At 62.7% G+C, this 24,472-nt stretch carries 19 protein-coding genes; 13 read left to right on the top strand and 6 right to left on the bottom strand.

The window, feature by feature from the left end; genetic code table 11:
• The first annotated feature begins 242 nt into the window (after nucleotides 1-242).
• Nucleotides 243-1,070: an IclR family transcriptional regulator gene (locus N805_RS11150; RefSeq protein ID WP_019471215.1), complete on the top strand. Its 828-nt coding sequence runs from the start codon at nucleotides 243-245 to the stop codon at nucleotides 1,068-1,070.
• A gap of 185 nt (nucleotides 1,071-1,255) precedes the next feature.
• Here N805_RS11150 and N805_RS11145 read toward each other — a convergent pair whose 3' ends face one another.
• Nucleotides 1,256-3,109 (bottom strand): ABC transporter ATP-binding protein, encoded by a 1,854-nt coding sequence (locus N805_RS11145; RefSeq protein ID WP_028613617.1) that lies wholly within the window; start codon nucleotides 3,107-3,109, stop codon nucleotides 1,256-1,258.
• A gap of 289 nt (nucleotides 3,110-3,398) precedes the next feature.
• On the opposite strand from N805_RS11145, the gene N805_RS11140 reads away from it, so the two are divergent.
• The 11 genes from N805_RS11140 (at nucleotide 3,399) to N805_RS30505 (ending at nucleotide 19,056) form a co-directional block, all read left to right on the top strand.
• Nucleotides 3,399-4,889 carry a BcsE family c-di-GMP-binding protein gene (locus N805_RS11140; RefSeq protein ID WP_028613618.1) on the top strand — a complete coding sequence of 497 codons (1,491 nt, stop codon included), beginning with the start codon at nucleotides 3,399-3,401 and terminating at the stop codon, nucleotides 4,887-4,889.
• Nucleotides 4,886-5,071 carry a cellulose biosynthesis protein BcsF gene (gene bcsF / locus N805_RS11135; RefSeq protein ID WP_028613619.1) on the top strand — a complete coding sequence of 62 codons (186 nt, stop codon included), beginning with the start codon at nucleotides 4,886-4,888 and terminating at the stop codon, nucleotides 5,069-5,071. The genes N805_RS11140 and bcsF overlap by 4 nt, the downstream gene beginning before the upstream one ends.
• Nucleotides 5,064-6,683 carry a cellulose biosynthesis protein BcsG gene (gene bcsG / locus N805_RS11130; protein WP_028613620.1) on the top strand — a complete coding sequence of 540 codons (1,620 nt, stop codon included), beginning with the start codon at nucleotides 5,064-5,066 and terminating at the stop codon, nucleotides 6,681-6,683. The genes bcsF and bcsG overlap by 8 nt, the downstream gene beginning before the upstream one ends.
• A complete protein-coding gene (bcsR, locus tag N805_RS11125) occupies nucleotides 6,680-6,898 on the top strand; it encodes a cellulose biosynthesis protein BcsR (protein ID WP_028613621.1) in 219 nt (72 codons plus the stop codon). Before bcsG ends, bcsR begins: the two co-directional genes overlap by 4 nt.
• A complete protein-coding gene (bcsQ, locus tag N805_RS11120; protein ID WP_028613622.1) occupies nucleotides 6,895-7,602 on the top strand; it encodes a cellulose biosynthesis protein BcsQ in 708 nt (235 codons plus the stop codon). The genes bcsR and bcsQ overlap by 4 nt, the downstream gene beginning before the upstream one ends.
• Entirely contained in the window at nucleotides 7,599-10,208 is a 2,610-nt protein-coding gene (gene bcsA / locus N805_RS11115; RefSeq protein WP_028613623.1) for a UDP-forming cellulose synthase catalytic subunit, read from the top strand. Before bcsQ ends, bcsA begins: the two co-directional genes overlap by 4 nt.
• Nucleotides 10,208-12,487, top strand: coding sequence for a cellulose biosynthesis cyclic di-GMP-binding regulatory protein BcsB (gene bcsB, locus N805_RS11110; protein WP_419198330.1), 2,280 nt, complete (start codon nucleotides 10,208-10,210; stop codon nucleotides 12,485-12,487). The genes bcsA and bcsB overlap by 1 nt, the downstream gene beginning before the upstream one ends.
• Nucleotides 12,487-13,602, top strand: a complete 1,116-nt coding sequence (gene bcsZ, locus N805_RS11105; RefSeq protein ID WP_026034547.1) for a cellulose synthase complex periplasmic endoglucanase BcsZ — start codon at nucleotides 12,487-12,489, stop codon at nucleotides 13,600-13,602. Before bcsB ends, bcsZ begins: the two co-directional genes overlap by 1 nt.
• Nucleotides 13,590-17,108, top strand: a complete 3,519-nt coding sequence (gene bcsC / locus N805_RS11100) for a cellulose synthase complex outer membrane protein BcsC (protein ID WP_019472198.1) — start codon at nucleotides 13,590-13,592, stop codon at nucleotides 17,106-17,108. The genes bcsZ and bcsC overlap by 13 nt, the downstream gene beginning before the upstream one ends.
• Nucleotides 17,109-17,440: 332 nt before the next feature.
• Nucleotides 17,441-18,310, top strand: a complete 870-nt coding sequence (dapA, locus tag N805_RS11095; RefSeq protein WP_019472196.1) for a 4-hydroxy-tetrahydrodipicolinate synthase — start codon at nucleotides 17,441-17,443, stop codon at nucleotides 18,308-18,310.
• Between the two features lie 245 nt (nucleotides 18,311-18,555).
• A complete protein-coding gene (locus tag N805_RS30505) occupies nucleotides 18,556-19,056 on the top strand; it encodes a hypothetical protein (protein WP_155412687.1) in 501 nt (166 codons plus the stop codon).
• 200 nt (nucleotides 19,057-19,256) lie between these two features.
• Here N805_RS30505 and N805_RS11080 read toward each other — a convergent pair whose 3' ends face one another.
• Complete coding sequence (locus N805_RS11080) at nucleotides 19,257-20,516, bottom strand: cation:dicarboxylate symporter family transporter (RefSeq protein ID WP_019472193.1); 1,260 nt, start codon at nucleotides 20,514-20,516, stop codon at nucleotides 19,257-19,259.
• 96 nt (nucleotides 20,517-20,612) lie between these two features.
• Complete coding sequence (locus N805_RS11075) at nucleotides 20,613-21,038, bottom strand: VOC family protein (RefSeq protein ID WP_019472192.1); 426 nt, start codon at nucleotides 21,036-21,038, stop codon at nucleotides 20,613-20,615.
• A gap of 149 nt (nucleotides 21,039-21,187) precedes the next feature.
• Here N805_RS11075 and N805_RS11070 point away from each other — a divergent pair, with 149 nt between their 5' ends.
• Nucleotides 21,188-22,081: a LysR family transcriptional regulator gene (locus tag N805_RS11070; RefSeq protein ID WP_019472191.1), complete on the top strand. Its 894-nt coding sequence runs from the start codon at nucleotides 21,188-21,190 to the stop codon at nucleotides 22,079-22,081.
• 9 nt (nucleotides 22,082-22,090) lie between these two features.
• Here N805_RS11070 and N805_RS11065 read toward each other — a convergent pair whose 3' ends face one another.
• The 3 genes from N805_RS11065 to N805_RS11055 form a co-directional block, all read right to left on the bottom strand.
• Nucleotides 22,091-22,477, bottom strand: a complete 387-nt coding sequence (locus N805_RS11065) for a nuclear transport factor 2 family protein (protein ID WP_019472190.1) — start codon at nucleotides 22,475-22,477, stop codon at nucleotides 22,091-22,093.
• A 31-nt stretch (nucleotides 22,478-22,508) separates the two neighbouring features.
• Nucleotides 22,509-23,612 (bottom strand): alkene reductase, encoded by a 1,104-nt coding sequence (locus N805_RS11060; protein WP_019472189.1) that lies wholly within the window; start codon nucleotides 23,610-23,612, stop codon nucleotides 22,509-22,511.
• A gap of 64 nt (nucleotides 23,613-23,676) precedes the next feature.
• Complete coding sequence (locus N805_RS11055) at nucleotides 23,677-24,255, bottom strand: TetR/AcrR family transcriptional regulator (protein WP_026034546.1); 579 nt, start codon at nucleotides 24,253-24,255, stop codon at nucleotides 23,677-23,679.
• Nucleotides 24,256-24,472 lie beyond the last annotated feature (217 nt).

Genomic DNA, 24,472 nt, shown 5'->3' with positions numbered 1-24,472 from the left:
CTCCATCGCAAACGGAACCGGGGTAACCCGGCAGTTTCAGGGTGGGCAGAGCGCCAGCGGCGAAAAGCAATGCTTTTACGGACGTTGGCGCTCGCTTCTGTGGCGGCGGCCGATGTTGTGATATCGCCCTATGGACCGGAGAGTAGGGCAATGATTAGGATGGCGACAAAGGGTAATTTCACTGAGTGACAGCTATTTTGAAATTATTCCACTCAATGAAATTCTCAGGGGTTTAACGAAAAATGGATTCCGATAAACGAAATGAACAAGTCAAGGGAGTCGGCGTCAGTTCGGTGTCCCGTTTGTTCGCCGTGCTGCGTGCATTGGCGGATTGCGATGGCCAGGGGGAGAAGGTCAGCCAGTTGGCCCAGCGGGTGGGCCTGGCGCAGCCCACCACCCACCGGCTGTTGCGTAGCCTGATCGAGGAAGGGATGGTAGACCAGTGCGCCACCAGCAAGCGCTATCGCCTGAGCCTGGATTTCTTCGCCCTGGCGGCCAAGGCCGGGCAGGTTGGCAACCTGCGCGATGTGGTGCGCCCCAGCCTGCTGCGGTTGTCGGCTTCGCTGGGCGATTCGCTGTTTCTGCTGGCGCGTTCGGGGTTTGATGCCGTGTGCCTGGACCGCAGCGAAGGGCCGTACCCGATCCGTACCTTTACCGGCGACATCGGCGGCCGCGTGGCTTTGGGTGTGGGGCAGGGCAGCCTGGCGATCCTGGCCTTCCTCCCCGAGGAGGAGCGTGACGAGGTGATCCGGTACAACCTGCCGCGGTTGAAAGACTTTCACCATTACGACGAAGTGTTGCTGCGTGCCGAAATCGACAACGTGCGCAACCTCGGCTACGCCGGGCGCAACACCGGAGTGCTCGACGGCATGGCTGGCCTGGCAGTGCCGATCCTGGACCGTAACGGCCATGCGGTGGCAGCGTTGAGCGTGGCGACCATCAGCGACCGCCTGGGGCCCAACCGCATGCCGACCGTGGTGGCATTGCTCAAGCGCGAGGCGGCGGCGATCGGCGAACGGGTCAACCCGTTCGACCCGGTGCTGCGCCGGCCTTCGCATGTGTTTGGCTGAAGTATCAGATTCAGGTAGGCGCGATCTCAGTGGGTGCAACTGCCTTGCACAACATCTAAAAGCTGGCGCGACCACTGTGGGAGCGGGCATGCCCGCGAACACCGGCGCAGCCGGTGCCATCCACCGCGTCGCCTGCTTCGCGGGCTCGCCCGCTCCCACATTGTCCGCGTCAGCTTCAGGTGAGCCTATTCAAAGGCTTCGGCCACGCCCTGGTCTTCACCCAGGAACCCACCACTCTGGTGCTGCCACAACCGGGCATAAGTACCATTCTTCGCCAGCAGTTCGGCGTGGGTACCTTGCTCGATGATGCGCCCCTCATCCATCACGATCAGGCGGTCCATGGCGGCAATCGTCGACAGCCGGTGGGCGATGGCGATGACGGTCTTGCCCTGCATCATTTCGTCCAGGCTTTCCTGAATGGCCACTTCCACTTCCGAGTCCAGCGCACTGGTGGCTTCGTCCAGCAGCAGGATCGGTGCATTCTTCAGCATGACCCGGGCAATGGCGATGCGCTGGCGCTGGCCGCCAGACAGCTTGATACCGCGCTCGCCCACCAGGGTGTCGTAACCGTTGTGGCCCTGGCGGTCGCTGAGCTGGCTGATGAAACCATCGGCCTGGGCATTGGCCGCAGCGGCGCGGATTTGTGCGTCGGTTGCGTCCGGGCGCCCATAGGCGATGTTGTCCCGAATCGAGCGGTGCAACAGCGAGGTATCCTGGGTGACCATGCCGATGGCGCTGCGCAGGCTGTCTTGCGTGACCTTGGCGACGTTCTGCCCATCGATGCGGATTTCGCCACTGTCCACGTCATAGAAACGCAGCAACAGGTTGATCAAGGTGGACTTGCCAGCGCCGGAGCGGCCGACCAGCCCGACCTTTTCGCCAGGGTGAATGTGCAGGCTCAAGTCGTTGAGCACCTGGCGCTCGCCGTTGTAGTTGAAGCTGACCTTGTCGAAGCTGACCGCGCCGCCACGGGTTACCAATTCGGTGGCACCCGGTGCATCCTGTACCTTGGGGCCGCGGGTGAGGGTGGCCATACCGTCCTGCACGGTGCCGATGTTCTCGAACAACGAGGTCATCTGCCACATGATCCAGTGCGACATGCCATTGATACGCAGGGCCATGGCGGTAATGGCCGCGACCGCCCCGGTGCCAACCTGGCCTTGGTGCCACAGCCACAACGCATAGCCGCCTGCACCAAAGATCAAGCCCACCACCAGTGCCTGGTTGACGATCTCGAACTGGCTCACCAGCCGCATCTGGCGAAAGCCGGTTTGCTTGAAGTCCTCCATGGCCGCGCGGGCGAAGTGCGCTTCGCGTTTGGAGTGCGAAAACAGCTTTACCGTGGTGATGTTGGTGTAGGCGTCGGAGATTCGCCCGGTCATCGACGACCGGGCGTTGGCCTGTTCTTGCCCAACCTTGCCCAGGCGGGGCACGAAATACAGCATGGCCAACCCGAACAGCACGAGCCAGGCAATGAACGGCAGCATCAGCTTCAGCGCAAAGCCGCCGGCCAGGGCGATGATTGCAATAAAGTACACGCCGATGCCGGGCAGGATTTCGATGAGCGTGAACAAGACCTCGCGCACCGCCAGCGCTGTTTGCATCACCTTGGTGGTAACCCGGCCAGAGAATTCGTCGGAGAAGAACGACAGGCTCTGGCGCAGCATCAGGCGATGGAAGTCCCAGCGCAGGCGCAAAGGCAGATTGATTGCCAACACTTGATGCTGCACCAGGGTGCGCAGCGCCACCAGCCCGATGCTGGTCACCAGAACGATGCCAATCCCCCACAGCACGTGGCTTTCCTGTGTACTTGCGGCGCCACCGGCCTGCCAGGCCGAGAGCAGGTCGACCACCTGGCCGAGAAAGGCAAACAGCCAGGCTTCGTAAATCGACACCCCGGCACTGAGCAGCGCCAAGGCAAGAATGTAGCCGCGGGCGCCTCGGGTGCAGGCCCACATGAAGCGCAGCAGGCCAACTGGTGGCGGCGGTACTTCGTCAGGGGGGAAGGGGTCTAGCCAGCGTTCAAAAATGCGAAGCATGCGTGTCTCCGGAAATCAGCATCTGCCTGACCGGTAACCTTACCGCACATCAGGACATTCGCCTGTAGGAACGCGCCCGTGGCGCAGCGTTCGACATGCCTTTGCAATTCATTACATTTGGTGTTGACATTATTTTGCCTTACTGCTGTAGAATTGACGCACTTAAAGGGTGCATGGGTGTTCTTGCCGTTTTTTTGACGATGGTCAAGGGCGTCGACGACACATGTGCATATCTATCTTTGAATCCCGTTTAGATTTTTGACTTAGAGCCACTGTTTTGACGAATGGAATGCCGCTCTTGGCGATTTCCGGCCTAGGCGCCGAAAGCAGCTGCCTTCATGAACAAGGACTGTACTGGATAGCCTGTGACGCCACGGAAGACGCCACTTTGCTATGCCGCCAAGTGATCGAAGGCATGCCCGATGACGTGCGGGCAGCCTTGATCACCGATGCCCAAGCCATGGGTGATGTGCTAGGTGCGCTCGATGCGGCGCAGGGCCCGGCCGAACTCGCACTTTACGAAAACAGCCCGCAAGCCACCCTGCACCTGATTGATGACTTGCCACGCATCGACGCGCCAGGGCGTGTGCTGTTGCTGCTGGCGCCACTCGAGGCCTGGGCGGGCGATGACATCGCCCGCTGGTGCAGTACCCTGCGCCCGGCGTTGTTGGCCGAGTCTGCGCTATTGCTGGTCATCAGCAGTGGGCAGGGTGCCGGGCGGGTGGAGCGGCTGCGTGCGTTCAATCAGAGCGTTGACGGGCTGGCCCAGGTATACCGTGGCAAAGGCGGGGTGCGCTACCTTCAGTATTTCTGGAGCAACCCGCTCGGCAAGGCCGGGACCCGGGACCTGGAACTGGCGCGCCTTGAGGCCGGGTTTGCCGTTACCGCAGCGCCGCAGGTGCCATCCGACACCGGTGGTGATGAGCTGCTGTGCCTGGCCCAGCGCACGGTGCTGGAAGGCGCGCCTGCCTTCTCCGAGCACTGGCAGGTCTGCGAAAATCTTGACGAACTGAGCGTTAAAGCCAGCCGTGCGGTGTCTGCCACGGTAATCTTTGCCATGGATAGCGGGCAGCGCCTGGACAGCCTGGCACGCCAGCTGCACCGCCTGCGCCAGTTGCGTGGCAATGCCTTGAAGCTGGTGGTGCGCGAGATGGCGCCCACCTTGCGTTACCAGGACGAGCAACTGCTGCTGGCCTGTGGTGCCACCCAGATCGTGCCGTTCGGTGCCAGCCTGTCGCGCTTCCTGACCATGGTCGAGAGCATCCAGGGCTACGTATGGCGCCGGCATCTGCCAGGCAATTTCGATGCCTTGCTCGCACGTTTGCGGCCATTGGCCATTTGCGGGCTGGTAGCGCCCCGGGCATTTGCCGAAGCCGTGCAGACCATGTGGCACGGTGTGCGCAACGGCGAAATCGTCCACCAGTTGCTGGTATTGCGCCCGGCGCCCGGCCTGACCCCGCTGCAGGCCTGCTCGCGCACGGTGTTCCGCCGCGATGGTGACATCGCCTGTGTAGTGGACGATGTCCTGTTCCTGTTCTTGTTCGCCTGCCGCTCCGAAGGCGTCGAGCAAGCGCTTGACCACATCTTCCAGTTGTCATGGAAAGAGCTGTTCATCAGCCAGGAGGTGCTCGCGGGGGTCGACAGCCTGGCCACCCCGGCCTTCCTCGATGAAATCGCACCCCGGCCACCCCGGCTGGATGCATTGGCGCAACAGCCTGCACGACCAAGGTCGGCCTTGGCACCACGCCGTGTCGCCCTGGGCAAGCGGGGCACAGCATGAACTTCGTGCAACTCCAGCAAGTCATCGCCATCACCGCACTGGTTACGTTTGCCCTGGCCCTGCTGGTGCACCGCCTGCGTGTTGCATTACGCGGCTGGTTGCGCCGCCGCCTTCCACCCCGTTACCTGAAACCGCTGGGCGTACGCCACCGCGCTGCACGCCAGGAACCCCGTAATGACTAACAACACCGCCTCCCTCCCGGTACTGGCCCGCTGGCCTGGACTGGGAGGGTGGAACCTCTATTTCCTGGCAAAATTCCTGCTGGTCGCCTTTGGCATGCTGGACTTCCAGGCGCTGCCCAACCTGTTGTTCGCCGCTTTCCTGCTGTTGCCTTTGCCGGGTAGATGGCTGCGCATCGCGCGGCAGCTGGTAGCGGTGCCGATGGGTGTCGCGTTGTTCTATCAGGACACCTGGTTCCCTCCGTTCAGCCGCTTGCTGGCACAGCCGGGTGTGCTCGACTTTTCATGGGACTACCTGCTCGAACTGCTGGGCCGCTTCATCAACTGGAACCTGCTGGGTGCGTTGGCGCTGTTACTGGTGGGGTACCTGTACTTGCGCCATTGGCTGCGCCTTAGCACCTTGAGCCTGCTGGGGCTGACATGGCTGGCCGTCGGCGGCCTGCCTTCACTGGCAGTCAATGCCGGCCAGCCTTCTGGCAATGTGGTTGCCAGCCCCGGCAAGCCCGCGCAGGCCGCTGCGCTTGCCGACAATGCCACGCTCGACAGCTGGCTCGAACGGTTCTTCGCCAGTGAGCGGGAGCGGGTGACGGCATTCCCTGCCATCAATGCTGATGAGCAACCCTTCGATCTGCTGGTCATCAACATCTGCTCGCTGGCCTGGGATGATCTGTCTGCTGCGGGGCTGCGAGATAACCCCCTGCTTTCGCGCCTGGACGTGATCTTCGACCAGTTCAACTCGGCCACCTCCTACAGCGGGCCGGCGGCCATCCGGGTGCTGCGTGCCAGCTGCGGGCAGTCGTCCCACGCGGGCCTCTACCAGAGCGCCCCGGAGCAGTGCCTGTTGTTCCAGAACCTGGCCAAGCTCGGCTTCCAGAGCAATACCTTGCTGAACCACAGCGGCCACTTCGACAATTTCATCGGCGATATCACCCAGCAACACATGCCGCAGCCCGGCTTGCGCAATACCGACTTCCCGCGCGCGCTGGTCGGCTTCGACGGCTCGCCGATTGCCAGCGACCTGGACGTGTTGCGACGCTGGTGGGGGCAGCGCAGTGGCAGCGCCGCCGAGCATGTGTCGCTGTTCTACAACAGCATCAGCCTGCACGATGGCAACCGTATCGTTACTGCCGACGGTGGTACCCGCGTGGCCGATTACGCCACCCGCGCCACCCGCTTGTTCGGCGAGCTGGGCACCTTCCTCGACGAGCTGGAGCGCAGTGGCCGCCGCGTCGTCGTGGCCATCGTCCCGGAGCATGGTGCTGCGCTGCACGGTGACCGCATGCAGCTTTCCGGCATGCGCGAAATCCCTACGCCGTCGATCACCCATGTGCCGGTCGGCCTCAAGTTCATCGGCATGGGGCAGCCTGCCCGCAGCGAGCCGCTGCGGGTCTCGGCACCGACCAGCTACCTGGCACTGTCCGAGCTTGTGTCACGCGTGTACGCCGGCCTGGGCCAGCAGCAGCCGCTGGATGTGCCAGGCCTGCTGACCGACCTGCCGACCACCGAACAGGTTGCGCAAACCTCCGGGGCAGAGGTTGTGAACTATCAGGGACGCGCCTACATGCGTCTGCAAGGCCAGGCCGACTGGCAGCCCATCCCCGAGGAGCGCCCATGAACACTGGGAAAGCAGACCCTGCCGACCGCAGCGACGATATCGCCCAGTTGCGCCAGCACCTGGCCATGCCAGACCTGAACTACCAGGACATTTCCATGCTGGTGGGGGTTCAGCAGGCGTTGCAGCGCTGGCCGTTGCTGGGTGAAAGCTGCCGGGCGAGCACCCAAGGTACGTTGAACGCGGCCGCAGCGCAGCGCGAGGGAGTAACGTCATGACCAGCCTGGCCTTGCACGGCGTGCGCGGTGGCCTGGGGCGCAGTGCTTTGCTGGCCGCGCTGGGCTATGCGTTGCAAGGCGTGGGCGAGCGGGTGCTGCTGATCGACCTGTGCCCAAGCAACTTGCTCGGGCTGCATTTCAACCTGCCCCTGGATACGCAAGAAGGTTGGGCGCTGGCCGAGCGGCAAGGGCGGCCGTTTGACGATGCCGTGTATGAAGTGCTTCCTGGCCTGTGCCTGATGCCGTTCGGCAACCTGCCAGGCGGCGTGCCGCACCCTGTCCCCGACGCGCAGGCCTGGCGCAGCCGCCAGGCCGAGCTGGCCGGGCATTTCGACTGGGTGTTGTTCGACCTGCCGCAACGGCCGGCTGATACCTTTGGCCGCTGCATCGAAACCGATGTGCGAGTACTGGTGGCCGAGGCTGAAATGGCCAGCCACCTGTTGCTCGGCCGCGAGCCGCTGGAGCGTTACGACATGCTGCTGGTCAACCGTTACGACCCGGCCAGCCGTTTGCAAAGCGACTTGTTGATGGTATGGCGTGACCTGTTCCGTGATCGCTTGCCGATCCAGGTGGTACACCGCGACGAGGCGTTCCTCGAAGCGCTGGCGTGCAAGGCGCCGCTCGGCCATTACGCGCCGCAGAGCCTGGCCTGCCGGGATGTGCAGAGCCTGGCGGTGCGCTGCCTGGCGAGGCGCCAGCCGTGACCTTGAGCCCCCTGTCGGCCTACACCTGGTTCAGTGCGCGCGGTGCGCGCCTGCCGGTAGCCTGGCTGTTTACCCTCGGCGTATGGCTGGCCTTCCTGTTCCTGCGCCTGGAGTCTCCCGCGTGGCAGGCGCTGTTGACCGAGCGCCAGCGCCTGTACCCGCAACTGGCGGGCAAGCGCCCGAGCCTGGGCGACCCGGTCCGCCTGTTGATCCAGAGCCTGTGGCTGTTGCTGAGGCAGCAACCGGCCCCACGCCGACCGGGCCGCGCACGGCGTGCCTGGGGCAACGTACGCGAGCAGTTGCGTAACGCGCGACAGGTTGCGGGCCATTACCGCAGCCTGCTGATCGGCACGCTGCAGCAATTACCTGCCCGCTACCGTGGCAGTGCCTTCAGGCATGCAGCCTCGGCACGCTTGCGCGGCTTGAGCGTGTTCGCCCGGCGGGCGTTCTACAGCGTGCTGACACTGTGTGCAACTGGCCTGGCGCTGCTGTGCGTGACGGAGCCGTTCGGCTACCTGGCACAGCTGATGTTCATCGGCCTGCTGCTGGGCATCGCCATGCTGGTGCGGCACATGCCAGGGCGTTTCCCGACACTGATGCTGATCGTGCTGTCGACCATCATTTCCTGCCGTTACCTGTGGTGGCGCTACACCGCAACCCTTAACTGGAACGACACCACCGACCTGGTGTGCGGCGTGATCCTGCTGGCGGCGGAAACCTATTCGTGGTTCGTGCTGATCCTGGGTTATATCCAGACCAGCTGGCCGTTGCAGCGCAAGCCGGCGAGCCTGCCTGCCAACCCGCAGCACTGGCCGACAGTCGACCTGATGATCCCCACCTACAACGAAGACTTGTCGGTGGTGCGCACCACAGTACTGGCTGCCTTGGGCCTGGACTGGCCACGCGAGCGCCTGCGCATCCATATTCTGGACGACGGCCGCCGCGACGCGTTCCGCGCGTTCGCCGACGAGGTTGGGGTGGGCTACATCGTGCGGCCGGACAGCAAGCACGCCAAAGCCGGCAACCTCAACCATGCGCTGGGTGTGACCGACAGCGAGCTGATCGCCATTTTCGACTGCGACCATGTGCCGGTGCGCTCCTTCCTGCAAATGACGGTGGGTTGGTTTCTCAAGGATCCGAAGCTGGCACTGGTGCAGACGCCGCATCATTTCTTCTCGCCCGACCCCTTCGAGCGCAACCTGGGATCGTTCCGGCGCCGCCCCAATGAAGGGGAGCTGTTCTACGGCCTTATCCAGGACGGCAACGACATGTGGAACGCGGCGTTCTTCTGCGGCTCCTGCGCGGTGCTGCGCCGCACCGCGCTGCACAGCATTGGCGGTTTTGCCGTGGAGACCGTGACCGAAGATGCTCACACCGCCTTGCGCATGCACCGCCAGGGTTGGTCATCGGCGTACTTGAGCATCCCGCAGGCGGCCGGGCTCGCTACCGAGAGCCTGTCGGCGCACATCGGCCAGCGCATTCGCTGGGCGCGCGGCATGGTGCAGATCTTCCGCACCGACAACCCCCTGTTCGGGCGAGGGCTGAGCCTGTTCCAGCGGGTGTGTTATGCCAATGCGATGCTGCACTTCCTGGCCGGCTTGCCGCGGCTGGTATTCCTGACCGCACCGCTGGCGTTCCTGTTGCTGCATGCCTACATCATCTATGCACCGGCGCTGATGATCCTGCTGTACGTGTTGCCGCACATGATCCACGCCAGCCTGACCAACTCGCGCATGCAGGGCAAGTACCGGCAAACCTTCTGGGGCGAGGTATACGAGACCGTGCTGGCCTGGTACATCGCCCGCCCAACCACGGTCGCGCTGTTCGCGCCTAAAAAGGGCAAGTTCAACGTCACCGCCAAGGGCGGCCTGATGGAGCAGGAGCAGTTTGACTGGCATATCGCCCAGCCGTACCTATGGCTTGCGGCACTCAACGTCGCTGGCCTGGGCTTTGCCGTGTGGCGCCTGTTCAACGGCCCGGCGGCAGAAATCGGCACGGTGATCGTCAGTTCGCTGTGGGTGATCTACAACCTGCTGATCATCGGCGCCGCCGTTGCCGTGGCCGCCGAAGTGCGCCAGGTGCGCCGCGCCCACCGGGTGCAGATGCGCTTGCCGGCGGGGTTGGTGCTGGCCAGCGGTCATGCCTACCCGTGCACCCTGGTTGACTACTCCGATGGCGGTGTTGGCCTGCAGCTGCACGACGGCCTTGCACTGAACCCGGGGGAGCAGGTGCGCCTGCTGCTCAACCGCGGCGAGCGCGAGTTCGCCTTCCAGGCCTGTGTCACCCGTACCGTCGGGCAGCACGTGGGCCTGGTGTTCCACGCACTCAGCCCGCAGCAGCGCATCGACCTGGTGCATTGCACCTTTGCCCGCGCCGATGCCTGGCTTGGCTGGAACGAGCAGCACGAGGTCGAGCGCCCGCTGCGCAGCCTGGTCGATGTGCTGAAGCTGGGCGGTGTCGGTTACCTGCGCCTGCTCGAGCACCTGCCGCCGTGGGTACACGCGTGGCTGCGCCCACTGCGCGCGCTGGCACGTTGGCTGGCCAGCTACCGGCCCCGCACACCGCAGCCTGTCCCTTTTTTGAACCCTGTTGATCGAGACGCATGATGACTGGTTATCCCGCGCGTACCTGGGGCCTGGCGATGGCGCTGTTTGTCGCCTTGTCGCAGAGTGCCGTTGCCGCCTCTGTAGCCCCGCTTGCCGAGCCAGCCGTACCCACGGTACCCAACTGGCCGGTGATGAAAACCTTCGAGCAGCTCGGGCATGCGTCCGACAGCCTGTTGCTGGGCGTGCGCAACAGTGAACACATCGAGTTCGGCGTGCGTCGCGACCGCTTGGCCACTGATGCCAGCCTGCAACTGGACTACACGCCTTCGCCGGCGCTGCTGCCGAACCTGTCGCACCTGCGCGTCTACCTCAACGATGAACTGATGGGCGTGGTGCCCGTGGAGAAGGACCAGCTTGGCCAGCGCGTGCGCCGCCAGTTGCCGCTTGACCCGAAGCTGCTCAGCGACTTCAACCGGGTACGCCTGGAGTTTGTCGGGCACTACACCGACATCTGCGAAGACCCGGCGCACAGCGGCCTGTGGCTGAACCTCAATCGCAAGAGCCAGGTGCAGCTGCACGAGCAGGCCTTGGCGCTGGACAACGACCTGGCGTATTTCCCGCTGCCGTTCTTCGATGCGCGGGATACGGGCAAGGTGGAATTGCCAGTGGTGTTCAGCGGCGTGCCTAGCCTGGGCGAGCAACGTGCGGCGGCGATCCTGGCGTCGTACTTTGGCAGCCAGGCCGGCTGGCGCAAGGCAACCTTCCCGGTGCTGTACAACCGCCTGCCGGCCCGGGCTGCAACGCCAAAGCCAAGTATCGTGTTTGCCACCAACGACCGCCGCCCGGCCTTCCTCGCCAACCTGCAGCAGTTCCCGCCGGTCGACGGCCCGGAGCTGCAGATGATCGACCACCCGGACGACCGCTGGAGCAAAGTGCTGCTGGTGCTGGGCCGCAACGACGATGATCTGGTCAAGGCCGCGTCGGCGCTGGCGGTTGGCAACAACCTGTTTCGCGGCGCCCGGGTGAAAGTGCAGCAGATGACCGCGTTGCAACCGCGTCAGCCCTACGATGCGCCCAACTGGACGCGCACCGACCGGCCGGTACGCTTTGCCGAGCTGCTGGACTACCCCGAGCAGCTGCAAGTCAGTGGCCTTCAGCCACGGCCGGTGACGCTGGAACTGAACCTGCCTCCCGACCTTTTTGTCTGGCGTAACCAGGGCATCCCGCTGCGTACCCTGTACCGCTACACGGCGCCTGCGGTGACCGACGAATCGCGCCTGAGCATCAGCGTCAACGACCAGTACATCACCAGCATGCCGCTGGTGGGCAATGACCGACGCAGCGGCACCCTCGAAGAAATGCGCCTGGCGGTGTTATCCGGCGACAGCACTGCGTTGACCGAAAAGTCACTGGTGCCGGCGTTGAAAATCGGCGACCGCAACCGCCTGCGCTTTGATTTCAGCTTTGCCAGCACCTTGGGCAGCGCCCAGCGCGACCGTTGCCAGACATCCCTGCCGGTGGATGTGCGGGCAGCGATCGACGACAACTCCACCATCGACCTGTCCGGTTATCACCACTACATCGCCATGCCCGACCTGCGTGCATTTGCCCGCAGCGGCTTCCCGTTCAGCCGCATGGCCGACCTTTCCGAAACCCTGGTCATCATGCCGGGCAAACCCACGGCGATGCAGGTCGGCACCTTGCTCGACACCATTGGCGGTGTAGCAGGGCAGGTCGGTTACCCGGCGCTGGGCCTGCAACTGGTGGATGACTGGAAGCAGGCCGCAGCGGCCGATGCCGACTTGCTGCTGATCGGCAGCCTGCCTGAAGCCCTGAGCGATGCGCCCAACCTTGGCCTGCTGCTCAGCGCCCAGCGTGACTGGTTGCTGCAAGGCCGCAGCGCAGGGCTGCCGGGCAGCCAGCGCTTCGACACCGGGGCGGTGGCTGCAAGCAGCCGCGTGGCGGTGAGCGCGCAGGCACCGATCGCGGCCATCACCGGTTTGAAATCGCCGTTCCACCCGCAACGCAGTGTCGTCGCCCTGTTGGCCAGCAGCGACAGCGATTATGGCTTGCTGCGCGATACGCTCGGCGATGTGGGCAAGCTTGATGCGGTGGCCGGTTCGGTAACGCTGGTGCGCAGCAGCGGCGTTACCAGCCAGTTTGTGGGCGAGCATTACTTCGTGGGTGCATTGCCGTGGTGGTTGCTGTTGTGGTTCCACTTGTCCGAGCACCCGGTGCTGCTGGCGGCGATCGCGGCCATTTGCGTGGTGCTGTTTGCCTTCCTGCTTTGGCGGGCACTGCGCTGGGCAGGCAAGCGCCGCCTGGGTGAGGCGGGGTGATCATGCGCCGATTGCTGGTGGGGCTGGTCACCTTCGGCCTGCCTTTCTTTGCCAATGCCGCGACGGCCTGTTCCTGGCCCGCCTGGGACCGCTTCAAGGCCGAGCTGGTGAGTGTGGACGGTCGGGTCATCGACCCGAGCGACGAGCGCCTGATCACCACCTCGGAAGGGCAGAGCTATGCGCTGTTCTTCGCCCTGGTAGGCAATGACCGGCGGGCCTTCGCGCAATTGCTGCGCTGGACCACCAACAACCTGGCCGAGGGTGACCTGGCCCGGCATCTTCCCGCTTGGCTGTGGGGGCGTAACAGCCAGCAGCAGTGGCAGGTACTGGATACCAACAATGCCAGCGACGCCGACCTGTGGATTGCCTACAGCCTGCTGGAAGCGGGGCGGTTGTGGGACAAACCGGCCTACACGCAACTGGGCCAGCGCCTGCTGTGGCGCATCGCTGCGCAGACCGTACGCAAGCTGCCAGGCCTGGGGGTGATGCTGCTGCCGGGCGACTACGGCTTCGAGGATGCCCGTGGCACGCGGCTTAACCCCAGTTACCTGCCGTTGCAACTGTTCGACCGCTTCAGCCTGGTGGACCCGCTGTGGGGCGAACTGGCGGCTAATACGCGGCGCTTGTGGCTGGCATCGTCACCCAAAGGCTTCGCCCCGGACTGGCTACTGTGGACGCCGGCCGGTGAGCTGGCAGCGGACCCACAGCATGGCAGTGGCGGTGATTACGATGCCATCCGGCTCTACCTGTGGGTTGGCATGCTGGCCAAGGACGCGCCCCAGCGTGCCGAGCTGGTGGCCCGCTATGCCCCGATGGCAGCATTGACCACACGTGACGGGCTGCCGCCCGAGCACGTGGATACGCGCAGCGGTGCTGCCAGCGGCCATGGCCCGGCCGGTTTCTCTGCGGCCTTGCTGCCTTTGCTGGCGGCTTCTCCCGAGCACGTGGCTGGCCTGGCAGCGCAGCGGCAGCGTTTGCATCAGCAGCCGGTCGAGGCCAAGGCGTACTACAGCCAGGTGCTGGCGCTGTTTGGCCAGGGTTGGGATGAAGCCCGTTACCGTTTTGACTCGCACGGCCGCCTGTTGCCGGCCTGGAGTGCGCCATGCAGCGAATGATCGGCGTGCTGATGCTGGCGACGGTGGCTTGCCAGGCCGTCGCACAACCCAAGGACGCCGGGGAGCAGCGCCAATGGCTGCTGGACCAGGTGCGCCGGGGCGAGGCGCTGCACCGCGACGACCTGGTGCGTGATGCACTGGGCCGCCTGCAGCTGTTGGAGCCACGCAACCCGGATGTATTGCTGGCGGCCTTGAGCCTGGCATTGCGCGAAAAGAACATCACCGAGGCCGAACAGCTGAGTGCCAGGATCAATACCTTGGCACCCGGTAGCCTGCAAGCGCGCCAGGCCGCGCGCCTGCTCGCGTTGCAGCAGCCAGAGACTGCGCGGCGCTTGCAGCAGGCGCGCCTGCTGGCCGTTACCGGGCGCAATCAGGAGGCGCTGGCGGTTTATGAGCAGCTGTTCGCCGGCGAGCCGCCCAGCCTTGAGCTGGCCCTGGATTACTGGCGCGTGCGCGGCAACCTGCCAGGCCAGCGGCCCGAGGCGATCAGGCAGTTGCAACAGCTGGACCAGCAGTACCCCGGCAGTGCCGGGTTGCGCCAGACCCTGGCCGGCTGGCTGTTCGCCGAAAAGCGTGACCGCGAAGCACTGGCACTGCTCGATCAGCTGGCGCGCGACCCCGGCGCCCGGGATGCTGCCGCCCAGCGGGAGTTCGACTACCTGTCCGGGCAAGCGGTGAGCAGCACCAGCGCAGCGGCCTGGCAAGCCTTCCTCAAACGCTACCCGGCTTCGCCGCTGCTGGCACAGGCCAGCGCCAACCTGCAACAGCAGCGCACGCTGTTGGCCGACCCGTCCTGGCAGGCGGGCCAGCGCGGCAAGGCGTTGCTCGACAAGGGCCGAAATGCCGAAGCCGAAGTGCAGCTGCGACGGGCGCTGCGCCGGTACCCGGACGATGCCAGCCTGCACGGCGCCCTGGGTTATGCACTGATGCGTCAGGGCCGCTACGAAAACGCCAACACAGCGTTCCGGACGGCGAGTGCCAAGGAACAGGACACCTACTGGATCAGCCAATGGAAGGACCTGGAGTCGTCCAGCCAGTATTGGGCGCAACTTCACAACGCTGAGCGCGCCCTGCAGGCCAACAACCTGCGAGGCGCCCGCGCACTGTACTTGCAGGCGCGCCAGCAACGCCCGAAAGATGAGTACGCCTTGCTCGGCCTGGCCGATGTTTCGCTGGCTGAAGGCGATGCGATTGCCGCCGAGCGGCAGTTCCTGCAAGTGAGGCGCATGGCACCGGATAATGAAAGCGCCGTGCGTGGCCTGATGCGTGTGTACCAGGCGCAATCGCCCGCCAAGGCGCAGGCGTACCTGGACAGCTTGCCGCCACGCCAGCAGGTGCAATTCGCCAGTCTGCGCCGCAGCCTGGAACTTGCACGCCTGCGTCAGCAGGGTGACCAGGCGCTGCAACGCGAAGACTGGGCAGCGGCCAGCCAGGTGTTGGCCCAGGCCACTGCCTTGGCCCCCGATGAACCTTGGCTGGTGTATCAATTGGCCAATAGCTTGCGTCACCAGGGCCGCACCGCCGAGGCCGACGCGGCATTCGCCAAACTGGTCCAGCACCAGCCACACGACCCGGCAACCCGCTATGCCCACGGCCTGTTTCTTGAGTCCAGCGACCGTGATGCCTTGGCCCTGGACAGCCTGGGCGCAGTGCCGCAGGCAACCTGGAGCGCTGACATGCGTGCCCTGCAGCAGCGCATTCAGCGCCGCGTGACCCTGGCCTCGGCGCAGCAGCTCCAGGCGCAAGGCCGCGTTACCGAGGCGACAGCCTTGCTTGAAGCCGGCCTGGCACGTGGCGAAGGCGGCCCCGACGACTTGATGCTGTTGGCCGACTGGGCGGCAGCGCGCGGTGAGCCTGACAAGGCGCGTGGTTATTACCAGCGTGTGCTGGCCGTACAGCCAGGGCGACCGGAAGCGCGCCTTGGCGTGATCGAAAGCGCGCTGGCAGAAGGCAACCTGGCAAAGGCTCGGCACATGTTGACTGTGCAAGTGCCACAGTTGGCCGACGATGACAGCAATGCCCAGCGGCGCCTGGCGGCTGTCTGGGCTGCCTTGGGCGAACACGACCAGGCGGCCAGGCTGCTCGACCGGATTGCATCGCAGCAGCCCCGGCCTGATCCGTTGTTGCGCCGTGACGCCGCCCGCCTGGTGGCGAAGGACGACCCGCAACGGGCGCTGGACCTCTACGCCGCAGCGATGGCCGATGCGCAGTTGCTGGACCGTGCTGCCGCCTCGCCGCGGGATGACCGTGCCCTGACGCTGGCCAGCCGCGAGCAAGAGGCTGACGACTGGCTGGCACGCAGCCTGCGCAGCGACGTCGATGCACTGTATCGCCAGCGCAATACCCATGTGACGCTGATGCACGACTACGGTTGGCGCCAGGACGACGGGACGCCAGGCACCTCCGAGCTCAGCACCCAGTCGACCCTGTTGCATGTCGATACCCCTTGGCAGGACGGCACTGCCTTTGCCCGCGTGGAGCGCATTGGCATGGATGCAGGGTCGTTCGAGCAGAACGACCAGGGGCGCTACACCCCCGATTTCGGTAGCTGCCAATTTGTCGGCCAGACCGCTGACGGAAAATCGCTGCCCGCGTGCACGGGGGGCTCGCAGACCGCTGACGGCAGTGTACTGGCACTGGGTTGGCAGGGCGGCCGTTGGGCGGTCGACCTGGGCACCACCCAGGGCTATGCGGTCAATAACTGGCTAGGTGGCGCAACGCTCAGCGGAGACCTCGGCCAAGTTGGCTGGTCGCTGACTGCATCGCGGCGGCCCATGAGCAACTCGCTGTTGTCGTTTGCCGGCGCACGCGACCGCCCGACAGGCGTGCGTTGGGGCGGTGTCACAGCCAATGGCGGCACGCTTGGCCTGAGCTGGGACCAAGGGGGCGACAACGGTGTCTGGGCCAGCCTGGGGCATCACTGGTTGTATGGCGAAAACGTTGCCGACAACCAGCGCACTCGGGCCATGGCCGGCTATTACCACCGAGTGGTGGAAAGGGCCGACGAGCGTGTGCGTGTTGGCCTGACGCTGATGCACTGGCGCCATGACAAGGACCTGGGCGGCTACAGCCTGGGGCAGGGCGGCTACTACAGCCCACAGCGTTACACGTCGGTAGGCGTGCCGGTCAGTTACGCCTGGCGCAACTACGACTGGTCGCTGTTGCTGGAGGGTTCGGTCAGTTGGTCCCAGGCCCACAGTGGCAGCAGCCGGTTGTACCCGGACGCCCACGTCAATCGCAGGGTGCTGGCGCAATATGGCGTTGACTCCAACATTGATGCCATGAGCGAAGCCAGCGACAGCAGCGGGCTGGGCTACCGCCTGCGCGGCCTGTTCGAACGGCGCCTGAGTGATCGGTGGGTACTGGGCGGCGGCTTCGACTGGCAGCACAGCGATGACTACGCGCCTAGCCATGCCATGCTCTACCTGCGCTACCTGTTCGAGCCGTGGCGGGGCAACCTGGCCTTGCCGGTAACGCCGCTGGAGCCTTACAGCGAGTGGCGTTGACGGCAATACCTGCTTGCACGCTGCTACACGGGCCGATGCAGACCAAGGGTTGACACCGGCCACGCCGCCCCACCATTATCCAGCCATACCTACGCAACGGGTTTACCAGCATGTCCATGTCCAACCACGCCATTTCCGCTTCGGGCTTCATTGCCCAGGCAGAGGCGTGCGTTGCCGTTGCCAAGAAATCCAAGAAACAGCCGCTCATCTGACCGAGGCGCGCTGTCTCGTCAGGTGGGCTGACGAGACAGAAGGCGCCAGGTATCCCTGCCAGACCACTTCGACTCCTCACCCGCTGACGCTGACTTTCGGTCAACATCAGGAGTTTTTGCATGTCGAATTTCCGTGGTATCTGGATCGCCCTCGTCACACCCATGCGCGCCAATGAAGTGGACTTCGCCGCACTGGAAAAGCTGGTGAAGAAGCTGCTCGAAGACGGCGTAGCCGGTTTTGTGGTGTGCGGTACCACGGGCGAAGCGGCAGCACTGTCCAAGGCCGAGCAACTGGCTGTGCTGGATGCCGTGCTGGCCTGGGCGGCGCCAGGCCAGGTGGTGATGGGCCTGTCGGGTTACAACCTGCGTGAGTTGCTGGCCTTCCAGGCCGAAATCCAGCGGCGTGACATTGCGGGGCTTCTGGTACCGGCACCTTGCTACATCCGCCCTTCGCAGGCCGGCATAGAGGCCTTCTTCAACACCGTAGCGGATGCCGCCAGCGTGCCGTTGATCGTATACGACATCCCTTACCGCACCGGCGTGCGCATCGAGCGCGAAACCTTGCGCCGGATCGTGCGCCACCCCCGTATCGCGGCAGTCAAGGACTGCAGCGGCGACAGCGAAACCACCATGGCCTTGATCCAGGACGGTCATGCCCAAGTGCTGGCCGGTGAAGACCTGCAGATATTCAACAACCTGTGCCTGGGCGGTGCAGGGGCCATTTCGGCTTCGGCCCATGTGCATACGCACCTTTACGTGCGGATGCTACGGCAGGTGGATAGCGGCGACTGGGCGGCTGCGCGTGGCACGTTCTACCAGTTGCTGCCCTGGATCAGGATGGCCTTTGCCGAGCCCAACCCGGCCGTGGTCAAGGCGGCATTGCAGTTCCAGGGCTTGATGACCGACGAGCTGCGCGAGCCGATGCAGCCTTGCTCTCAAACGACCAGAGACAAACTGCTGGCTGTGCTGGCGCTACCCGATGCCCTGTAGGCGATGGCCCAGCCTTTGGCTCCCACGAAAAAGCCAGGCATCAGCCTGATACCCGTCAGTTAAGCAATTGGGGCCGCGTTGCGGCCCTTCGCGGGCTCGCCCGCTCCCACAGGTTGTGCGCTCGGTGCGCAATTACGCTCGGTGGGAGCGGGCAAGCCCGCGAGGGGCTGCAAAGCAGCCCCAATAATGCTGGGCAGTTTTTACTATCAGAAGTCTTTGCTTACTGCCGTTTGTGGGTGGGCTTGTTGCTGCTGTTGTTTGGCCTGTACCTGGGCGATCTGCTGTTTCTGCTCGGCCGCGTCATTGCCCCACAGGCGAGCTTGCTCTGCCAGGAAGTTCTGCTTGAACTGTTCAGCCCGTTGGGATCCGTCTTCAGCATGCACGGCGGTTTTCTCGATGCTCAGGCTGCAGAAAACCTTGGCAGGCGGCGCTTGTTCATGTTTGTTGCCATTGCCGTATGGGCCGGGTTTGGCTATTGGGATTATTACCACTACATCCGCCATGGGCAGGCGCTTTCGCGCATGGACTTCTACTGGATCCTGATATGGTGGCTGGCGGGCACCTTGGCGGGTGTCGCAGCGGCCTGGGTATCATTCACCGCGCGCTTTGACAACGAACGTTGGGTGAACAGAACCGTGGTGATTGCGGTGTGCTTCGCCCAGACATGCCTGGTGGCGATGACGCAAATCGTCCCTGCGCGAACTTTCGCGTCCACCGCGAGAAACAGAAAGCGGACGATGCCCTGAACGCGCTGTTGACCGAGCTAGACTCGCTGCACCAGCCGTTGGCGCAAGCCAAGGGCCTACGCCTGAAGTTGCTGCAGCGACGGCAGGATGCCGTGCTCAATTCAGACCGGGCGATTTTCAAGTGTGTGCTGGGCAACCTGATCTCGAACTACGGCTGTAGTGGGTTAGGTGAGTCGGGGCCAAGGCCACCGCCGTTGCACTCAACTTCTGTCGAGGACCTGGCCTTGCTCCGCAGGTTTCAGCCGAACCCCTTCCCACCTACTGATAACCAGTGGAGCGATTGCATTGCCGAGAACGTTCAGCGTGGTGGTACCGCTTTCAATCACTCGGAAGATACCTGCTACCAGTGCAACGGCTTCCAGAGGCAGCCCAGCCGATGCCAGGGTGGCCGAGAGGATAATGATTGCAAAGCCAGGCACACCGGCAGCACCCTTGGAGGTCAGCACCATCGTCACGACCAGTAGAATCTGCTGCGAGAGCGAAAGGTCTATGCCGTAAAGCTGCGCGATGAAGATGGTTGCCACGCCCAGGAAGATCGACGCGCCGTCAAGGTTGAAGGCATAGCCAACCGGCACGACGAAACTTACAATCCGCCGGGGCACCCCATAGCGCTCAAGTTTCTCCATCAGTTGCGGCATCACGGCCGCAGAGGCTGCGCTGGAACACGCCAGAATCAGTTCGTCCTTGAAGTAACGAATAAGCGTGAGCAGGTTTTCGCCGATCAGGTAGCAAATACCACCGAGTATCACGAAGGCGAACAGGAGGAGGGCGAGGTAAACAACGCCGATCAACTTCAGCAGGGGCAGAAGCGAGGCGAAACCGAAGGTAGCTACCGTAGCGCCGATCATCCCGAATACGCCAATCGGTGCGTACGCCATCACATAGCCAACCAGTTTGAACATTGCGTCTGAAGTGCCCTGCAGGGTGGCAATGACTGGCGCACTTTTCTCGCGAGGCAAGGCGTTCAAGGCCATGCCAAACAAGACGGCGAAAAAGAGTATGGAGAGGAGTTTGCCTTCGGACAGTGAAAGAAAAACGTTATCCGGGACGATATTTTGCAGGATGATCAGGGCACCTTTGGAAGGCTCGGCTTTCATCGCTGCATCGGCGTGTGCGATCCCTGCGATTACAGTGTCTGATCCAGGCTCCAGCAGGTTGCCGAGAATTAGCCCGACAATGATCGCCAGCGTAGTGATAGCGAAGAAATAAGCCAGCGACTTGGCCCCCATACGGCCGAACGACTTGTTGTCCCCACCGCCCGCGATACCCAGCACCATGCAGCAGAAGACAATAGGCACGACAATCATCTTCATCATTTTGATGAAGATATCGCCAAGGGGTTTCAGGACTTCACTGCTGACCCATTGCTGATGTTCTGGGTGGGTGTTGAGGTAGCCGCCGACAACGATGCCAAAGCACAAGCCGGCAATGATTTGCCACACCAGTGGAATTCTTTTCATGTCTCTAGCCTTTTTTATATAAGGAGTGCTGCGCGCAAGGCAGTAGCTAGATGCGTGAGCGAATAGCTCACGCGGGAGCACGTTGTTGAAACACTATTACTTGGCGAAAATTTGCCCCATGTCCTTGAAGGCTTTGAACTCCAGTGCATTGCCGCACGGGTCAAAGAGGAACATCGTGGCTTGTTCGCCCACCTGGCCCTTGAACCGGATATAGGGCTCGATGACGAACTGTGTACCCAGGGCCGTCAGGCGCTCGGCAAGCGTTTCCCATTGGTCCCATTGCAGAATCACGCCAAAGTGCGGCGCGGGGACGTTGTGTCCGTCCACCGGGTTGCTCAGGGCGTTTTCCTGATAGGACATCTTGGGGTGTTCATGAATCACCAGTTGGTGCCCGTAGAAGTTGAAGTCAACCCACTGGGCAGCAGAGCGGCCTTCTTCAAGATTGAATACCTCACCGTAAAACTTTCGAGCGGCAGCAATATCGTGAACGGGAATCGCAAGGTGGAAAGGGGACAGGCTCATCAGGCGCTCCTCAAGGTTTATCTTGTTGTTTCGACAGGGTGAGACGCCGGTGCGGCCTCTCGTTTTTTCGATCTGGGAGCGAGTTTAGAAGTAGCCAAGCAATAAAAAAATCAATATATTTTTCTTAAAAGCACAAAGGAAATTTGTTGATGATCCGCGAGCTGAAGACATTGGTCGTGGTAGCCCGTGAAGGCACATTCGCTGCGGCCGGGTTGAAGATCAACCTTACGCAGGCAGCGGTGAGCGCCCAGATGCAGAGGCTTGAGGGGGAGCTTGGCTTCGAGATATTCGAGCGTAAGGGGAGGAACGCTCAGCTGAATCGACGTGGTCAGCAGATACTGATCCAGGCGCAAGAAGTCATCAGGCTGTACAACGGCCTTGGGTCCAATGCACTGGGCGGCGTGCCGTCAGTTCAGGTGGATATCGGTGCGATTGCCTCCATACAGCGGTCACTCCTGCCGCAAGCATTGGCCCAATTTCACGGCGCGCAGGCCGAGTGCCGCACACGGATCATTCCGGGGGTTTCACTGCAGCTGCTCAATGCGGTGGATGCACGGGAGATCGACATCGCGCTGATCATCCGCCCGCCCTTCGAATTGCAGAGCGACCTGCAGTGGACGACGCTGGCCAGCGAACCCTACCGCCTTATTGTTCCTGCCGGCCTGCCAGTGGCTGACTGGAGCGACATCCTCTGCACTCAACCCTTCATTCGTTACGATCGCTCCTCATTCGGTGGTCGGCAGGTTGATCGCTTTTTGCGTCAATCCCATTTCAATACCCGCGACGTGTGCGAGCTGGACGAACTGGATGCAATCACCGAATTGGTCGCGAAGGGGGTAGGGGTGGCATTGGTACCGCAAACCCTCGAGCGCGATGCGTGGCCTGCTTCGGTTCGTGCCTATGATCTTGGCGAAAGGACTTTCCATCGCGACATTGGCTTGGTGCACCCTGCCAATGTGGCATTGAGCGAGCAGGTCACGCTACTGATCGACCTGATCGCTGAGGCCGCCCGCCGGTATCCGAAGACACCGGCAGCCAGCTAAATGCGCTGATCAGGGCGCGATGTGGGTGTGGTAGATCTTGCTGATCACCGTCCACTTACCCTCGACTTTCAGCAGGTTGAAAAAGTCGGTGAAGCAGAAACCGGAAATATCGTTGGTGTCGATACGCGCGCTGGCAGCGGTGCCAACGATATCGATATTGACGATCACGCCCACGGCCTCAGGGGAAGGGCGGAAAGGAGGGTTGTCGATGGTATCGAACAGGCCTTGGATCGGCCCGCCGACCAGCTTGGCGTTCGCATCAACACCAAAGATGGTCGCCTGCCCGCTGAAAGCCGGTTTCATGATGCTGCTATTGGCTTGCTTGCCGCCTTCGTTGTACTGGTTAAGCACGTCGACGATGGCTTTGTATTCCTGCACGTAGGTGGGTTTGTTCATGGTGTATTTTCCTGTTGTGGATACGCGGGGTTCAGTAATTGCCATTCGGCCAGTCGGTGTAGCCCTTGGCTCCGCCGCCGTAATAGCTCTCTTTGGGGGCGATGCTCAGCTCAGCGCCAAGGCGCAAGCGTTCAACCAGGTCGGGCTTGGAGATGAACAGGCGGCCGAAGGCCACTGCGTCAATCCGCTTCTGGGCGCGTCGCTCGATGGCCATCTCCAGGTCGTAATTGTTGTTGCCGATGTAGGGCCCTGCGAAAAGGCCGCTGAGGGCATCCATATCAACGCCTTCAGGGATATCGCGGCTGGTCGCCGTGGCGCCCTCCACGAAATGCAGGTAGGCCAGGCCGAGCTTGTTCAGTTCGGGTACCAGGTAGCCGAACAGGCCCATGACGTTGCTGTCGGGAGGGGTGTTGCCGGCATCCGGGGTCACGGGTGAAAGCCTGATGCCGACCCGGTCGCTTCCCCAGATCTCGATCACCGCGCGGGTGACTTCAAGGGTCAAGCGTGCGCGGTTTTCGATCGAACCACCGTATTGGTCGGTGCGCTGATTGGTGGAATCACGCAAGAACTGATCGAGCAGGTAGCTGTTGGCTGAGTGCACCTCCACCCCATCGAACCCTGCAAGCTTGGCGTTTTGCGCGGCAACGCGGTACTGCTCGATGATCCCGGGTATCTCGTCAGTTTCCAGCGCGCGCGGTGTGGACACAGGGACGAAACCGTCAACCGTGTAGGTATTGCCCTCGGCCCTGATAGCCGAGGGTGCTACCGGTGCCTGGCCGTCAGGCTGCAGTTCGACGCTTGAAAAGCGGCCGACATGCCACAGCTGCAGCACGATCTTGCCACCTTGGGCATGCACAGCTTCGGTGACCTTCTTCCAGCCCGCCGTCTGTTCGGCGCTCCAGATACCAGGCGTTGCAGCGTAGCCACGGCCTTGGGCGCTGATGTTGGTTGCCTCGGCGATGATCAGGCCAGCGCTGGCGCGCTGAGCGTAGTAGGTAGCATGCAGTTCATTGGGCACACCATCCTCGGCATAGCGGCTGCGCGTTACTGGCGCCATGACGATACGGTTGGTGAGTTCGATGGCACCCATGCAGGTGGGTTCGAACAGGTCGGTACGGTGGCTGTTGTCAGTCATGAGGGGTTCGATCAAGCAGAATTAAGTAGACCAGTCGTCTAGTTTTCGATTAAAAAAAAGCCGCTCAACCGAGCAGGCTTTTCGTCATGGCCAGAGCCGATTGGAAGGGTTGAGTAGAGCGGTTCACCTTTGCCATCAATGATGCGCCCAACCACAGTTGATACAGCGACTCGGCCAGTGCATGGCTGTCTTTGCTAACAATGCTGCCATCATTGATGCCGCGCTCGATGCTGTCAGTGATCAGCCTGATGATGCGCGAAGTGCCTTTATCAAGAACGTGACGCATCACTTCTGAAAGGTCGCAGACTTCAGCGCCAAGCTTGACCACCAGGCATTTGTTGTCCACGGCATCGTCATATTGGGTTTCGCTCCAATACTGGAAGTACTTCAGAAGACTTTGTGCACCATTGGCCTGCTGCTGGAGGATCGGCTCGATACGCGACAGGTATTCGTCGAAGTAGACGTCGAGCAATGCCTGGCCAAATTCTTCTTTGGACTTGAAGTAGTGATAGAACGACCCCTTCGGCACTCCGGCCGTGCTCAACACCTCGTTGAGACCGACGGCGGTGTATCCCCTGTGAGTCATTAATGCTCTGGCAACATCGAGGATGTGCTCACGCATTTCATTGGCTGGTTTCTTCATAGTGAGCGAAGGTTACCCTGAATTAGACCAGTCGTCTACGGTGGTCGACCGATGGCAGGCATTCATAAACGCCAAGCTCAGCAGCCCGCAATGCTCGGGGCTTCTCACACACGGACGCTCATCATAGGGGAGACAGAAGCTTTACATTCACCGCGTATGATAATAGGGTCTTAATCATACGAGATGTATGTATTTGGGGCCCAGCCGTATGCAGGCC

It is taken from the genome of Pseudomonas putida S13.1.2, assembly GCF_000498395.2.
Classification (GTDB): Bacteria; Pseudomonadota; Gammaproteobacteria; order Pseudomonadales; family Pseudomonadaceae; genus Aquipseudomonas; species Aquipseudomonas putida_Q.
The sequence above is the reverse complement of the archived record's forward strand: the minus strand, read 5'-3'. Positions and strand labels throughout refer to the sequence as shown.

Excerpts from the sequence above, each read along its gene's own strand:
- N805_RS11150 (WP_019471215.1), top strand. The coding sequence starts at position 243 with ATGGATTCCGATAAACGAAATGAACAAGTCAAGGGAGTCGGCGTCAGT.
- N805_RS11145 (WP_028613617.1), bottom strand. The coding sequence starts at position 3,109 with ATGCTTCGCATTTTTGAACGCTGGCTAGACCCCTTCCCCCCTGACGAA.
- N805_RS11140 (WP_028613618.1), top strand. The coding sequence starts at position 3,399 with ATGCCGCTCTTGGCGATTTCCGGCCTAGGCGCCGAAAGCAGCTGCCTT.
- bcsF (WP_028613619.1), top strand. The coding sequence starts at position 4,886 with ATGAACTTCGTGCAACTCCAGCAAGTCATCGCCATCACCGCACTGGTT.
- bcsG (WP_028613620.1), top strand. The coding sequence starts at position 5,064 with ATGACTAACAACACCGCCTCCCTCCCGGTACTGGCCCGCTGGCCTGGA.
- bcsR (WP_028613621.1), top strand. The coding sequence starts at position 6,680 with ATGAACACTGGGAAAGCAGACCCTGCCGACCGCAGCGACGATATCGCC.
- bcsQ (WP_028613622.1), top strand. The coding sequence starts at position 6,895 with ATGACCAGCCTGGCCTTGCACGGCGTGCGCGGTGGCCTGGGGCGCAGT.
- bcsB (WP_419198330.1), top strand. The coding sequence starts at position 10,208 with ATGACTGGTTATCCCGCGCGTACCTGGGGCCTGGCGATGGCGCTGTTT.
- bcsC (WP_019472198.1), top strand. The coding sequence starts at position 13,590 with ATGCAGCGAATGATCGGCGTGCTGATGCTGGCGACGGTGGCTTGCCAG.
- dapA (WP_019472196.1), top strand. The coding sequence starts at position 17,441 with ATGTCGAATTTCCGTGGTATCTGGATCGCCCTCGTCACACCCATGCGC.
- N805_RS11080 (WP_019472193.1), bottom strand. The coding sequence starts at position 20,516 with ATGAAAAGAATTCCACTGGTGTGGCAAATCATTGCCGGCTTGTGCTTT.
- N805_RS11075 (WP_019472192.1), bottom strand. The coding sequence starts at position 21,038 with ATGAGCCTGTCCCCTTTCCACCTTGCGATTCCCGTTCACGATATTGCT.
- N805_RS11070 (WP_019472191.1), top strand. The coding sequence starts at position 21,188 with ATGATCCGCGAGCTGAAGACATTGGTCGTGGTAGCCCGTGAAGGCACA.
- N805_RS11065 (WP_019472190.1), bottom strand. The coding sequence starts at position 22,477 with ATGAACAAACCCACCTACGTGCAGGAATACAAAGCCATCGTCGACGTG.
- N805_RS11060 (WP_019472189.1), bottom strand. The coding sequence starts at position 23,612 with ATGACTGACAACAGCCACCGTACCGACCTGTTCGAACCCACCTGCATG.
- N805_RS11055 (WP_026034546.1), bottom strand. The coding sequence starts at position 24,255 with ATGAAGAAACCAGCCAATGAAATGCGTGAGCACATCCTCGATGTTGCC.